12 protein-coding genes are annotated in these 13241 nt (G+C 74.4%); 5 read left to right on the top strand and 7 right to left on the bottom strand.

What is annotated here, in order from left to right:
- Positions 1–84: 84 nt before the first annotated feature.
- Positions 85–510: a DUF5997 family protein gene (locus IE286_RS01185; protein WP_189794640.1), complete on the bottom strand. Its 426-nt coding sequence runs from the start codon at positions 508–510 to the stop codon at positions 85–87.
- A 123-nt stretch (positions 511–633) separates the two neighbouring features.
- Between IE286_RS01185 and IE286_RS01180 the strand changes: the two genes are divergently transcribed.
- Both IE286_RS01180 and IE286_RS01175 read left to right on the top strand, forming a co-directional pair.
- Positions 634–1440 carry a LysR family transcriptional regulator substrate-binding protein gene (locus tag IE286_RS01180; RefSeq protein ID WP_189794639.1) on the top strand — a complete coding sequence of 269 codons (807 nt, stop codon included), beginning with the start codon at positions 634–636 and terminating at the stop codon, positions 1438–1440.
- A gap of 146 nt (positions 1441–1586) precedes the next feature.
- Positions 1587–2621 (top strand): lactonase family protein, encoded by a 1035-nt coding sequence (locus tag IE286_RS01175; RefSeq protein WP_189794638.1) that lies wholly within the window; start codon positions 1587–1589, stop codon positions 2619–2621.
- Between the two features lie 169 nt (positions 2622–2790).
- Here IE286_RS01175 and IE286_RS01170 read toward each other — a convergent pair whose 3' ends face one another.
- The 5 genes from IE286_RS01170 to IE286_RS01150 form a co-directional block, all read right to left on the bottom strand.
- Positions 2791–3714, bottom strand: a complete 924-nt coding sequence (locus IE286_RS01170; protein ID WP_189794637.1) for a sirohydrochlorin chelatase — start codon at positions 3712–3714, stop codon at positions 2791–2793.
- Positions 3715–3868: 154 nt separating this feature from the next.
- On the bottom strand, positions 3869–4870 hold the full coding sequence (locus tag IE286_RS01165) for an N-acetylglucosamine kinase (protein WP_189794636.1): 1002 nt from the start codon (positions 4868–4870) through the stop codon (positions 3869–3871).
- Positions 4867–5544, bottom strand: coding sequence for a uracil-DNA glycosylase (locus IE286_RS01160; RefSeq protein WP_189794635.1), 678 nt, complete (start codon positions 5542–5544; stop codon positions 4867–4869). Before IE286_RS01160 ends, IE286_RS01165 begins: the two co-directional genes overlap by 4 nt.
- A gap of 211 nt (positions 5545–5755) precedes the next feature.
- Positions 5756–6841, bottom strand: a complete 1086-nt coding sequence (locus IE286_RS01155; RefSeq protein WP_189794634.1) for a WD40/YVTN/BNR-like repeat-containing protein — start codon at positions 6839–6841, stop codon at positions 5756–5758.
- A 290-nt stretch (positions 6842–7131) separates the two neighbouring features.
- A complete protein-coding gene (locus IE286_RS01150) occupies positions 7132–8844 on the bottom strand; it encodes an acyl-CoA dehydrogenase family protein (protein ID WP_189794633.1) in 1713 nt (570 codons plus the stop codon).
- Positions 8845–8915: 71 nt separating this feature from the next.
- Here IE286_RS01150 and IE286_RS01145 point away from each other — a divergent pair, with 71 nt between their 5' ends.
- Positions 8916–9665: a PaaX family transcriptional regulator C-terminal domain-containing protein gene (locus IE286_RS01145; RefSeq protein ID WP_189794632.1), complete on the top strand. Its 750-nt coding sequence runs from the start codon at positions 8916–8918 to the stop codon at positions 9663–9665.
- Between the two features lie 62 nt (positions 9666–9727).
- On the opposite strand, the gene IE286_RS01140 is transcribed toward IE286_RS01145, so the two are convergent.
- Positions 9728–10525: a pectate lyase gene (locus IE286_RS01140; protein ID WP_189794631.1), complete on the bottom strand. Its 798-nt coding sequence runs from the start codon at positions 10523–10525 to the stop codon at positions 9728–9730.
- A gap of 420 nt (positions 10526–10945) precedes the next feature.
- Between IE286_RS01140 and IE286_RS01135 the strand changes: the two genes are divergently transcribed.
- Both IE286_RS01135 and IE286_RS01130 read left to right on the top strand, forming a co-directional pair.
- A complete protein-coding gene (locus IE286_RS01135) occupies positions 10946–12277 on the top strand; it encodes an SGNH/GDSL hydrolase family protein (protein WP_229861904.1) in 1332 nt (443 codons plus the stop codon).
- A 361-nt stretch (positions 12278–12638) separates the two neighbouring features.
- The gene (locus IE286_RS01130) at positions 12639–13166 is read left to right on the top strand and encodes a hypothetical protein (protein ID WP_189794629.1); all 528 of its coding nucleotides are present in this window, start codon (positions 12639–12641) and stop codon (positions 13164–13166) included.
- Positions 13167–13241 lie beyond the last annotated feature (75 nt).

The following is a 13241-nucleotide window of genomic DNA, read 5'->3' as shown; positions in this document are numbered from 1 at the left end:
ACCGGCCGGGCCGTCCCGGCCGCCGCGTGTCCGGGGCGCGCGGCGCACCGCGCGGGTGCGCTGTGCCAGCAGCTCACCGTGATGTCAGACGGACCGCGCGTCCTCCTGCCGGGTGCGTTCGGCCGCGCGCCGGGCGCGCTCGGCGTTCCGCTTCTTGAGGCGCGCCGCTTCCTTGCGGACCTCGGCCTGCGTCGCGCGCTCCTTCTGAAGCCACTCGGGCCGCTCCTGCTTCAAAGCCTCGATCTGCTGTGTGGTCAGCGCCTCGGTGACACCGCCGCGCGCGAGACCGGCGATGGACACCCCCAGCTTGGCCGCGACCACCGGACGCGGATGGGGGCCGTTGCGTCGCAGTTCCCGCAGCCACTCGGGCGGATCGGCCTGCAGCCGGTTCAGCTCGTCACGCGTCACCATGCCCTCCTGGAACGAGGCGGGCGTGGCGGGCAGGTACACACCCAGCTTCTTCGCCGCGGTGGCGGGTTTCATCGTCTGGGTGCTCGGGTGCGACTTCATGGTCCCCAGCCTATCGGCCGTACGGGTGAGGTCCCGGCCACGGGAGGCGGGCACGGCGGCCGGCCGCACGGAGCAGGCACGACCGGGGGAGAAGGGGCCGGGCGGGCCGGGTACCCTGGCCGGGTGACAGGCTCGGAGATCTCCCCCACCTTCCGGCTCGCGTACGTCCCCGGGGCGACGCCCGGCAAGTGGGCGCGAATCTGGAGCGAGCGCTACCCCGACGTCCCCCTCGCACTCGTCCAGGTCCCCGCCGCCGGCGCCTGCGGGGTACTGTGCGACGGCGCGGCGGACGCGGGCATCGTCCGGCTCCCCGTGGACCGTACGTACTTCCACGCGATCCCGCTCTACACCGAGACCACGGTCGTGGTCGTCCCCAAGGACCACCTGGTGACGGCCGCCGATGAGATCACGCTGGCGGACCTGGCCGACGAGGTGGTCTTCCACCCCCTGGACGACGTCCTCGGCTGGGAGCAGCCACCCGGGGAGCCCGCCTTCGAACGCCCCGCCACCACCGCGGACGCCGTGGAGCTGGTGGCCGCCGGGGTCGGTCTGCTCGTCGTCCCGCAGTCGCTGGCCCGTCTCCACCACCGCCGCGACCTCACCTACCGCCCCGTCGTGGACGCCCCGCAGTCCAGCGTCGCGCTGGCCTGGCCGCAGGAGGCCACGACCGACCTGGTCGACGACTTCATCGGGGTCGTCCGCGGCCGCACGGTCAACAGCACCCGGGGACGGCCCCGGACCACGGAGCAGTCCCCGGACGGCCGCCCGCGCAGCGCCCGGCAGAAGCCCGCGGCGGGCGCGTCGACCCGCGCCGGCGGCTCCCGCACCGCCAAGAGCGGCAGGAGCACCTCCGGCGCCAGGGAAGCGTACGGCGGCCGGGGCGTACGGGGCGCCCAGAGCGCACGACGCGGCAGGCCCAAACGCCGGTAGCGCCCCGGACGGGCCCTGTCCGCGAGGCCGGCCTGTGCGACCGCAGCGAGGGACGTGCGACAGGCCGGACACCCGCCGGCTTGGGCCGCACCGTGCTGCCCGGCTGCTAGCGTCGGCCCCGAGCGGGTCGACGAGAGGGGACGCAGGTGGCAGACGGCGGCGGGCGGCGGGCGTTCATCGGATCGTTCACGGCGGCGGGAGGCCCCGGAGTGGTCACCGCGACCGTGGCCGGACGAGACGGCGCACTGACCTTGCTGAGCAGCGTGGACGATGTGCTCGACCCGTCCTACCTGGCCCTGGCGCCCGACGGCGGCACCCTCTACGCGGTCAGCGAGACGGCCGAGGGAGCGGTGGCCGCATACCGGGTGAAGGGCGAGACGCTGGAGCTGACCGGCCCTCCGGTGCGGGTCGGCGGCAGCGGCCCCACCCATCTCAGCGTGGTCGGCGGACACGTCCTGACCGCCAACTACGGCTCCGGCAGTGTCAGCGCCGTCCCCGTCCGCGCCGACGGCCGTCTCGCCCCCGCCCCCAGTGCGGTGCTGCGGCACACGGGTTCGGGTCCGCACGAGCGGTGGCAGCGCGGTCCGCACGCCCATCAGGTGCAGCCGGACCCGAGCGGCCGCTGGGTGGTCAGCGTCGACCTCGGGACGGACTCCGTGCGGGTGTGCACGCTCACCGGCGGTGCGCTCACGCTGCACCGGGAGATCGCGCTGCGTCCCGGCTCCGGTCCCCGTCACCTGGCCTTCTTCCCGGACGGGCGGCACGCCTGCGTCGTCAACGAACTGACGCCCTCGATCACCCTTTGCCACTGGGACCGTGAAGCCGGCGCTCTTCAGCCCCTCACCGAGACACCCGTCCTGGCACAGGCACCCGCCGGTGACGCCTACCCCTCGGGGGTCGTCGTCGCACCCGACGGCCGGTTCGTGTGGACCGCGACGCGCGGCGAGGACGTGCTGACCGTCTTTGCCGTCGCGGCCGGCGGTGAACGGCTGGAGCGGGTGACGACCGTGCCGTGCGGCGGTCGCTGGCCGCGGGCGCTCGCCTGGTGCGACGGCTTCCTGTACGTCGCCAACGAGCGTTCCGGCGACGTCACCTGGTTCTCCGTCGACCCACACACAGGAGTCCCGGAGCGGGCCGGGGCGGTCGGGGTGACGGCGGCGTCCTGCGTGGTCTTCGGCTGAACGCGCACGCACCGGCCTCCCGTGAGGCCCGCGTGCACCCCTGCGCCCGCTGCACACCCGAGGGATGCGGAAAGGGCCCGCTCCGGCCGAGTCGGCCGGAGCGGGCCCTTTCAAGGGCATGTGCGGCGTCCGTACGGCCCCGTGGCACCGCACGCACGGGCCGTACGGGTCAGCGGACCGGTACGCCCTGCGGCTGCTGCGGGGTGATGCCCAGCGCCGTGGTGTACTTGGCCAGCGCGAGCTTGCCGATCGCCGGGTAGGCGCCGAGGGGCTCCGCGGCCGGGCAGTCCGCCTCCTTGGCTGCCCGCTCGATCACCTCGGCCTCGATCTCCGGGCCGATCAGGTACGGCGCCAGCGCCAGCTGATGCGAACCGGACGACCGCAGCTGCTCGGCGACGGTCGCGATCGAGCCCTCCTGATCCAGTGCCGCGGACATCACCGGCACCGCGAGGCGGGCGGCGAGCAGCATGCCGGTGATCCCGGCCGCCTGCACGGCCTCCTCACCACCGGTGGAGGCGAGGATGATGCCGTCGGCGGCGGTGGTCACCGTGAACAGGCGGGCCCGGTCCGCGCGGGCCAGACCGGCCTCGGACAGGCGCACGTGCAGCGCCTCGGCGAGCAGCGGATGGGGGCCGAGCACATCGGTCAGCTCGGCGGCGACGCGGCTGTCCATGACGGCCTGGCGGATGCGGCGCAGCAGCGCGCTGTCCGGACCGGCCAGCAGCGGGACGACGATCGCGACCGGGCCCTCGGGCTCCTTGGCCTCCACACCGGCGGCCAGGGCCTGCTCGTAGCGGGCGGTGCGGTCGTCGGCCGCGCGGGAGAGCACGGACTGCACGCTGGGGAACTCCGAGCCGTCCCCGTCGACATACCCGATCCGGGCGTCGAGGCCGGGCAGCTCGGAGCGCGCGATGCTCACGACCTCCTCGGCGAGGCTGCGCGTGGCGGTGCCGGTCGTGCCTGGCACCGCGAGGACGAGCGCGGGCGCGCCCTCGGGAGCGGCCAGCGGTTCGGGGCGGCGGTGCCGTCCGGGCTGGCGGGGGCGCGGCATTCGTACTGGCAGGCCGGACGCGGGCCCAGTGGGGGAGCTCATGGCGCCGCATGTTACTGGTTTTCTCAGGCCTGCTGTTCGGGGAGGGTGCAGGTGAACGGTTTCCGTCCGGTTTTGTCTGACGGATCACCGGAAGGCCGGGATCCGGTGGTGTGCCCCGTAGGGCGGGATACGTTCCCCGGATCTCCGGTTCCCGTCAACCGCCGTGTCCAGCAGGCATGTACAGCATCTTCTCGTCCGCGGGCAGGGCGAGTGTGCCGCGTGCCAGCTCGGTGGCGATGCGCACCGAACCGTGCAGCGGATCGCCCTCGGCGGTGACCCGGCGGGCCTGCGGCAGCCGCGCCGTCAACTCCCGCTCCAGCGGTGCCAGAAGAGGTTCGCCCATCTTGAACAGGCCTCCAGTGAGCGCGATCAGCGGCTCGCCCGAGGCGGGGCAGACGGCGGCGGCCGACTCGGCCATGTGCCGGGCCGCAGCGCGCAGCACACCTGCCGCGACCGGGTCGTCCGCGGCGCAGGCGGCCACCTGGGGAGCGAAGGAGGCCAGCACCGCGGCACGGTCGGTGCGCGGGTACAGCCGGCCGGGCAGCTCGGGCATCGGCCCGAACATCTCCTCGGCGCGGGCGAGCAGTGCCGCCGAGCCGCCGTCGCGTCCGTCGTGGGCGCGCAGCGCGGCCTCCAGCCCGGCCCGCCCGATCCAGGCGCCGCTGCCGCAGTCGCCCAGCAGATGGCCCCAGCCGTCCGCCCGACGCCACCGGGTCAGGTCGGTGCCGATCGCGATGAGACCGGTGCCTGCGGCGAGCACCGCTCCGGGCCGCGGGCCGAGCGCGCCGACGTAGGCGGTGACCGCGTCGGCGGCCAGCGCGACCGACCGCACGCCGAGTTCGCGGGCCAGCAGACCGGGCAGCTCGGCGCGCAGGGCGTCGCCCAGCGTGGCCAGCCCGGCGGCGCCCACGACAGCAGTCGCCGGCCGCTCCACGCCGGTCTCGGCCGCCAGCGACGCGGCCATCGGCACCAGCTGCCGCATCAGATGCTCCGGGTCGATGCCCCGGGAGCCGGTGCGCACCGGCTCCTTGGACGACCGCTGGGCCAGCGCCCCGCGTCCGGGGACGCCGACGACCACCCGCAGCCCGGAGCCGCCGGAGTCCACGGCGAGGAACCCGGCTTCCTCCTGCGCGCCGCCCGGCGCCTCGCCGGTCACGGCAGGCGCCAGTCGACGGGCCGGCCGCCCTGCCGGACGAGCAGGTCGTTGACCCGGCTGAACGGGCGCGAGCCGAAAAAGCCGCGGTCGGCCGACATGGGGGAGGGGTGGGCCGACTCCACGCACGGCACGTCGCCCAGCAGCGGGCGCAGGGTGCGGGCGTCACGGCCCCACAGGATCGCCACGAGCGGCTTGCCGCGCGCCGCGAGCGCCCGTATCGCCTGGTCGGTGACCTCCTCCCAGCCCTTGCCGCGGTGGGCTCCGGGTCTGCGCGGGGCGGTGGTCAAAGCCCTGTTGAGCAGCAGCACGCCCTGCCGGGTCCAGGGCGTCAGGTCGCCGCTGGACGGCTGGGGCACGCCCAGGTCGGCGGTCAGCTCCCGGAAGATGTTGATCAGGCTGCCGGGCAGCGGGCGCACCTCGGGTGCGACCGAGAAGGACAGGCCCACGGCGTGCCCCGGGGTGGGGTAGGGGTCCTGGCCGACGATCAGCACCCGCACGTCGTCGAAGGGTTGCTGGAAGGCCCGCAGGACGTTCTGCCCGGCCGGGAGGTAGGTGCGTCCCGCCGCGATCTCCGCGCGCAGGAAGTCGCCCATCGCGGCGATGCGTCCGGCCACCGGCTCCAGGGCCTTCGCCCAGCCCGGCTCGACGATTTCATGCAAGGGTCGTGGTGCCACGGGCGTCACCCTACTGCCGCGACGCGTGAGGTGATCAAGCGGTGTCCGCACACCGACCGGTGGCGACCGATCTTGCGCGGGGGTGTCCGGTCCGGATCACCGGGTGGCGGTTCGCCGTGCACGGGCGGGGGCCGACGGGCCGGATCGCGCGGCGTCACCGGACCCGGGCCGGGCTGGAGCACGCGGACGCCGCCGGCGCGGGCCGCAGGCCTCACCCCACCACCGCCGCGCGGACGCACAGCACGTCCGGCAGGTGCGCGGCCAGCTGCTGCCAGGTGTCACCGTCGTCCGCCGAGGCGTACACCTCGCCGTTGCGGTTGCCGAAGTACACCCCGGCCGGGTCCGCGTCGTCCGTGCACAGGGCGTCCCGCAGCACCGTGCCGTAGTGGTCCGCGCGGGGCAGGCCGGCCACGAGCGGCTCCCAGCTCTTGCCCGCGTCCGTGGTGCGGAAGACGCGGCAGCGGTGGCCGGCGGGCACCCGGTCGGTGTCGGCTTCGACCGGGAAGACATAGGCGGTGTCGCCGCGGCGCGGGTGCGCGGCGACCGCGAAACCGAACGTGGAGGGCAGGCCCGCGCCGATGTCCGTCCAGTGCGCGCCGCCGTCGTCGCTGCGGTACACGCCCCAGTGGTTCTGCAGATACAGCCGGTCCGGGTCGGCCGCGTCCCGTGCGATCTTGTGGACGCACTGCCCGAACTCCGGGTCCGGGCCGGGCAGGAACACCGCCGACACCCCGGAGTTGGAGGGTGCCCAGCTCTTCCCGCCGTCCGTCGTGCGGAACGCCCCGGCGGCGGAGACGGCGACCGTGACGGCCCGGGGATCGCGCGGGTCGGTCACCACCGTGTGCAGGCACTCACCGCCGCCGCCCGGCACCCACTGCGATCGGGTGGGGTGCTCCCACAGGGCCCGCACCAGCTCGAAACTCTCCCCGCGGTCCTCCGAGCGGTACAGCGCGGCGGGCTCCGTGCCCGCGTAGACCACGTCCGGTTCCGCGGCCGCCGGGTGCAGCTGCCACACCCGTTCCAGCGAGGCCCCGGTGTCCTCGGGGAATCGCACTGCGGGCCGGGGCGGTTCCGCCCAGGTGCGGCCGAGGTCGTCGGAGTGGAACACGGACGGACCCCAGTGCGCGCTGTCCCCGCCGGCCAGCAGCCGCGGCACCGCGCCCCGGGTGTCGATGGCCACCGCGTAGACGGCCTGGGCGGGGAAACGGGGACGGTCGTCGAACTCCCAGGCGCCACCCCGCCGCCGCCCGATGAACAGGCCCTTGCGGGTGCCCACGGCCAGCAGTACCTCGGTCATGCCGGTCACCTCCACACGATCGTCGTCCGGACACCCTTGTCCGGATGACGCTCAGTGTGCACCGCGCCACTGACAGTCACCGTCCCGGCGGTGTCGTCCCAGGTGGCCGCGGCCTGGTCGGCTCGGCGTGACGAGGCGTCCCGCTCGTTCCCGGGGCACGGGGCGCGGCGGCGGACGGGCGCCGCGCGACCGGCGGCCGGAGTCGGCCGATCACGCGGCCCGGTCGCTCCCGGTGCCCCGAAGCGGGCGGCCACGGTCGTACTCGGCGCCCGAGCGGGCGCCCGCCCGGATCAGACCGTCCCCGGCAGGGCCCGCGCCAGAATGCCCGTGACGTCGGCGGAGTCCGGCAGCGTGCCGAAGCAGTGACCCCAGTCGCCGCCCAGCCGGGTCGCGCAGAAGGCGTCGGCGACGGACGACGGGGCGTGCCGGACCAGCAGCGAGGCCTGCAGGGTCAGCGCCATCAGCTCCACCAGTCGGCGCGCCCGCAGCGGGGAGGCCTCGACGAGCTCGTTCTTCAGCCGGGTCACGGCCGCGTCCAGACGGGCGTCGGCGCCCCGGGCGAGCTCCAGCTCGGTGAACAGCGCTTCGGCGGTGCCCGGCTCACGCCCCACCGCCCGCAGCACGTCCAGGGCGTTGACGTTGCCCGAGCCCTCCCAGATCGACAGCACGGGCGCCTCGCGGTAGTGCCGGGGCATGCCGGACTCCTCCACGTAGCCGTTGCCGCCCAGGCACTCCAGTGCCTCCGCCGTGAAGGCCGGGCCCCGCTTGGTGACCCAGTACTTGCCCACCGCGGTCGCGATCCGCCGGAACGCCGTCTCCGCCGCGTCCCCGCGCACCGCCCGGTCCGCCGCGCCGGCCAGGCGCAGCGTCAGGGTGGTGGCGGCCTCCGACTCCAGGGCGAGGTCGGCGAGCACGTTGCGCATCAGCGGCTGGTCGGACAGCAGGGCGCCGAACGCCCGGCGGTGCCGTGCGTGGTGGCTGGCCTCGACGAGCGTCTTGCGCATCAGCGCCGCCGACATCATCACGCAGTCCAGCCGGGTGCAGTTGACCATCTCGATGATGGTCTTCACCCCGCGCCCCTCGGGCCCCACCAGCCAGGCCACGGTTCCGTCGAACTCCGGTTCGCAGGAGGCGTTGGAACGGTTGCCCAGCTTGTCCTTCAGGCGCTGGATGCGGAACGGGTTGCGGCTGCCGTCGGGCAGCACCCGCGGAACCAGGAAGCAGGACAGCCCGCCCGGCGCCTGCGCCAGCACCAGGAAGACGTCGCACATCGGCGCGGAGGTGAACCACTTGTGGCCGCGCAGCGTGTACACCCCCGGCTCGGCGGTCGGGGTGGCCGTCGTGGTGTTGGTGCGCACGTCCGAGCCGCCCTGCTTCTCCGTCATGCCCATGCCTGCCAGCAGGCCCGGCTTGTCGGCCGGCACCCGCAGGCCCGGCTCGTAGGCCCGGCCGGTCAGCAAGGGCTCGTAGACGGCGGCGAGGTCCGGCTGTGCGCGCAGGGCCGGTACGGCGGCGTAGGTCATCGAGACGGGGCACAGGTGCCCGGCGTCCGTGTGCCCCCACACCAGCCCGCCGGCCGTGCGGGCGACGTGCGCGCCGGGCCGCTCGTCCGCCCAGGGCGCGCCGGCCAGGCCCTCGCCGACCGCGGTCCGCATCAGATCGTGCCAGCTGGGATGGAAGTCGACCTCGTCGATGCGGTGGCCGTAACGGTCGTGGGTGCGCAGCTCCGGCTCGTGCCGGTTGGCCTGTTCCGCCCACTCCTGCACCTCCGGGCTGCCGGCCAGCCCGCCGAGCCGCCGCACCTGCTCCTCGGCCCACCCGGCGCCCTCCCGGCGCAGCCCCTCCAGGAGGGCCGCGTCGTCGGCGGCGTCGTACGGGGACAGGGGCGGGGGCTGGTTGGTCACCTCGTGGGTGCCGCCGGACGCGGGGGTGGGCCCGGCGGAGACGGGCGGGCCGTCCTGCGGCCGCTGCTGCTGTCGTTCGCGTGCGAGAGGAGAGGCCATGCCCGTCAGTGTTGCACCCCGGCTGCGGCCGTAGCAATGATGCAATACGCGCCGCCGTACAGTACGTGACCATGAACGCCTCCCCGAAGTCCGCCGCGGTCGAGCTGCGCCCGTTGTCCGCGCGGTCCGTGGTGCTGAGCCTGCTGCTGGGCACCCACCCGCCCGAGCTGCCCGTGAAGGATCTGCTGCGGGCCGTCGAGCCCTTCGGTATCGGCGGCTCCACCCTGCGGGCTGCGCTGAGCCGTATGGTGGCCGCCGGCGATCTCCGGCGCGCCGACGGCGTCTACGGCCTCAGCGACCGGCTGCTGGAGCGCCAGCGGCGCCAGGACGCGGCCGTGCACCCGCGCACGCGTCGCTGGAGCGGGGAGTGGGAGATGGCCGTGGTGACGGCCACCGGGCGCGGGCCCGCCGAACGGGCCGAACTGCGGGCGCACTTGGGTGCGCTCCGGCTCGCCGAACTCCGCGAGGGCGTCTGGGTGCGCCCGGCCAATCTGCTGCGTCCCTGGCCCGACGACGTGACCCGCTCCGTCGGCCGGTTCACCGCGCGGCCCGAGGAACCCGCCCACGACCTGGCCGCACGACTGTGGCCCCTCGCCGGATGGGCGGCCACGGCGCACGCCCTGCTTGCCCGGGTCGCGGACGCCCGCCACCCGGCCGAGCGGTTCACCGTGCTGGCGGCCGTGGTGCGCCTCCTGCTGGCCGACCCGGTCCTGCCGGCCGACCTGCTGCCCGACGACTGGCCAGGGCCCGCGCTGCGCGCCGCCTACACCGGTCACCGGCAGCGGCTGACCGAGGAGATGCTGGGCCGGGCCCGCCGGTGAGCGGCGTGTCCGGCCCGGTGGTGCGGTGTCCGGCGGCGACGGTCAGCCGTGACTGACGGCGGTCAGCCGTAGCTGATGTCGGACGACGAGTAGCGGCAGTACGTGCCGTCCGGGCCGCTGCCGATCTCGGTCGGCTCGTCCCCGTCGTCGTTGCCCTCGTAGCGCACGCACGGCTTGATCTTCTTCGAGCTGTCCCCGTGGATGCGGATCCCGCTCAGGGTCGCCGTGTCGCCGTAGTTCTGGTTGATGCCCACGATCGCCTTGCCGGGGGCGGTGACGTCGACGTCGCTGACGGAGATCGTGCGGCGGTACTGCGTTGTGCAGTTGCCGCAGGAGCGCACCAGCTTGCCGAAGTCCTCGACCTGGAACTGGGTGACCCTCAGCGTGCCGGCGCCGTTGAACTGGAACACCTTGTCCGAGGCCTTGCGGGCGCCGCCGCCGGTGACGGTGTACACGGCCGAGGACGAGGACCCCTTGAAGGTCGCCGCGTCCTCGCCGACGTCCTCCCACCACACGTTCTGCAGCGTGCAGCTGCCCAGGCAGTGGATGCCGTCGGCGGCGGGCGCGCCGATGATCACGTTCTTCAGCACGGCGCCGTCGGCCAGCTCCAGCAGGGGGTCCTGGTCCTCGTCCTGGCCGCCGGTGCCCAGGTCTCCGCTGCCGTACAGGCGCACCATGCCGTAGTCCTTGGTGCCGGAGACGCTGATGGTCTTCGTGACCGCCTGGCTTCCGGTGGGGGTGGGCCAGGAGGCGGCCTGCGCGGGTGCTCCTGTCGTGAACATGGCAAGCGAGACGCCGAGTGCGGCCGTGGCGCCGATCACGGTGCGCCTCATGGCGAGCCGGCTGGCTGTGGATGTCATCTCGGGTGTGCCTTTCGTGTCGGAGAATCCCGGGCGGGTGCGCCCACGGGGTGCCCGCAGCCCGGGGTGAGTGTTCTCGTGCATGAAAGACGTTCGGTATGCAGAACGCCCTGAGGGTGATCTGCATGCGTGTAGCGGTGCCGGGTGCGTCTGCGTGCGCTGTGGGTCACGCTTATGAACGGACCGTAGAGGGTAAGCGCTTTCTGGTCAACGCCTTGTGTGCGGTCATCTCACCCTGGCCGATTTGCGCACCGGAAGTGATGTGGGAGCGCTTCCAAAGCGGGTGTGTCCATGCCACCATGCGGGCGCGGCGGCCGCCGCGCCGTGCCGGGACGGAGCCGGGTACTCCGTGCCCGGCGCGCCGTGAGCCCCGCCTCTGCCACGCGCCGTCGCGTATGCCCAGCGCCCCGGAGGAGGCCAGTGAAACCCCCTCGCAGCAGATCCCGCATCGCCGACCTCGTCGCCGTCTGTGTGCTCGTCCTCGGGCTCGCCGTCACCGCCTCCGCCGTGACCGGGTTGGTGCGCGGTCCGCACGGCCGCACCTCCGCCGCCTCGCCGGGCGCACCAGCCGCACCGCACTGGGTGAACACCTGGACGGCGATGCCGCAGCTCACCGAGCCCGCCAACCTGCCGCCCGCCCCCTTCACCGGCGACGACGCCGTTCTGGTCGACACCACCGTCCGCCAGACGCTGCGTGTCTCGGCCGGCGGTCACACGCTGCGGCTGCGCTTCTCCAACGCCTACGGCGACACCCCGCTGCCGCTCACCGCCGTGACCGTGGCCCGCCCCCAAGGCGGCAAGGCCGGCGTCAGCGCGGTCGAGCCCGGCACGATCCGCCGCGTCACCTTCTCGGGCAGGACGTCGACGACCGTCCCCGTGGGCGCGCAGGTCGTCTCCGACCCGCTGGACGTCGACCTGCCGGCCGCGGGCCGCCTCACCGTGACGGCCTACCTGGCGGACGGGCAGCAGTCGCTCGCCCTGACCTCGCACCCGGGCTCCCGCACGACGTCGTACCTGATCCACGGCGACCACACCGCGGACACCGACCTGCCCGGCGCGACCGCCGTCGACCACTGGTACCTCATCAGCGACGTCGAGGTCCTGGCGAACGCCGCCACCCGCGCCGTCGCCGTCCTCGGCGACTCCCTCACCGACGGACGCGGCTCCACCACCAACGGCGACAATCGCTGGACCGACCGGCTCTACGACCGTCTCCGCACCCGGCCCGCCACCTCCCACCTCGCGGTCCTCAACCAGGCCGCCGGCGGCAACCGCGTCCTGAACGACGGCCTCGGGCCCAATGCCCTCGCCCGGCTCGACCGGGACGTGCTCGCACGCAGCGGCGTGTCCTGGCTGATCGTCTTCGAGGGCGTCAACGACATCGGCACCGCCGACGCCACACCGGCGGCCCAGCGACGCGTCACCGACGATCTCATCGCCGCCTACCAGCAGATCGTCGTCCGCGCCCACGCCCAGGGCATCCGCGTCTACGGCGCCACCCTGCTGCCCTTCGGAGGCAACACCCAGTACGACGACCCGGCCGGCGAGCGGGAGAAGTCACGCCAGGCGGTCAACCGCTGGATCCGCGCCAAGGGACACTTCGACGCGGTGATCGACTTCGACCGCTCGGTCCGCGACCCCGCCGCACCGAACCGCCTGCGGGCCGACCTGCAGGACGGGGACTGGCTGCACCTCAATCCCGAGGGGTATGGGGTGCTGGCGGATGCGGTGCCTGGGGGGTTGTTCCGGTAGGCGGTAGGGCTGTGGGCGGGGTGCGGGTCCGGGGCCGGATGGGCGCTGACGATGCAGGGGGCCGGGCGAGGATCGGGCCTGGGCAACTGCTCCCCGCGCACGCGGGGGGATGGCACCTGGCCTGTGCAGGGGCCCTGCCCCACCACCACAGCGGTGCCGGGCCTGCACCCCGCCCCAGCCCCGCGCACCTCGCCCGCCCCGGCCCCACCCCGCACCCGTAGCGCCGGTGTGCCCGTGCCTCCACGTGCCCCGAACGACCAACGCCGCAGGCAACGTGCGCCCACACCACCGGGATGACCAGCACACTCGCGGGCACCCGGGAAACGGACACGAAGGGATCACACTACACGCGAGGGAAGTCATGGCCGAGCGGAACGAGCAGAAGACGACGTCGCTTCTCGAGGCGCCCCTGCACGGTGCGGCGTGGGTGCTGCGCAAGGTGCCGGGTGCCGGGGTGGCGGGGCGTGCCGCGCACGAAACGCTGGACAAGGTGGGTGCCGTGTCGCCGCGAGGACGGCGGATCGCGGTCTACACGGGCGCCGGAGTTCTCGCGGCCGCCGGGGTGGTGGAGTGGCCCGTCGCACTGACCGGTGCGGCCGTGGCCTGGCTGACCCAGCCCCGGCCCGAACGTACCGCGCAGGAGCAAGCCACGGACCGGTCCGTCCACGTCGGGCAACCCGACCAGTCCACGGCGGAACAGCAGAGCGGGGCCACGGCACCCGGCGGCGGCCCCGAGACCGGCCCGGAGTCCGGTACCACTGGTGACGTAGCAGAGACGCAGCACCCGGACAAGCCCACAGCGACACGGGTCTCCCGCAGGCAGACCCCGGGGCAGGCGGCCACCGGGCCTCTCGGCCCGACCGCCCGGCCCGGCCGCACCACCCGCTGACGGGACACGGGAACGAGAACCGGGACACGGGAACGAGAACCGGGACACGGGAACGTGAACGCGGTGGACGTGAAC

This window comes from Streptomyces thermodiastaticus (assembly GCF_014656135.1).
Lineage (GTDB): Bacteria > Actinomycetota > Actinomycetes > Streptomycetales > Streptomycetaceae > Streptomyces > Streptomyces thermodiastaticus.
Note: the sequence above shows the minus strand (reverse complement) of the source record. Positions and strands in the feature narration are given on the sequence as shown.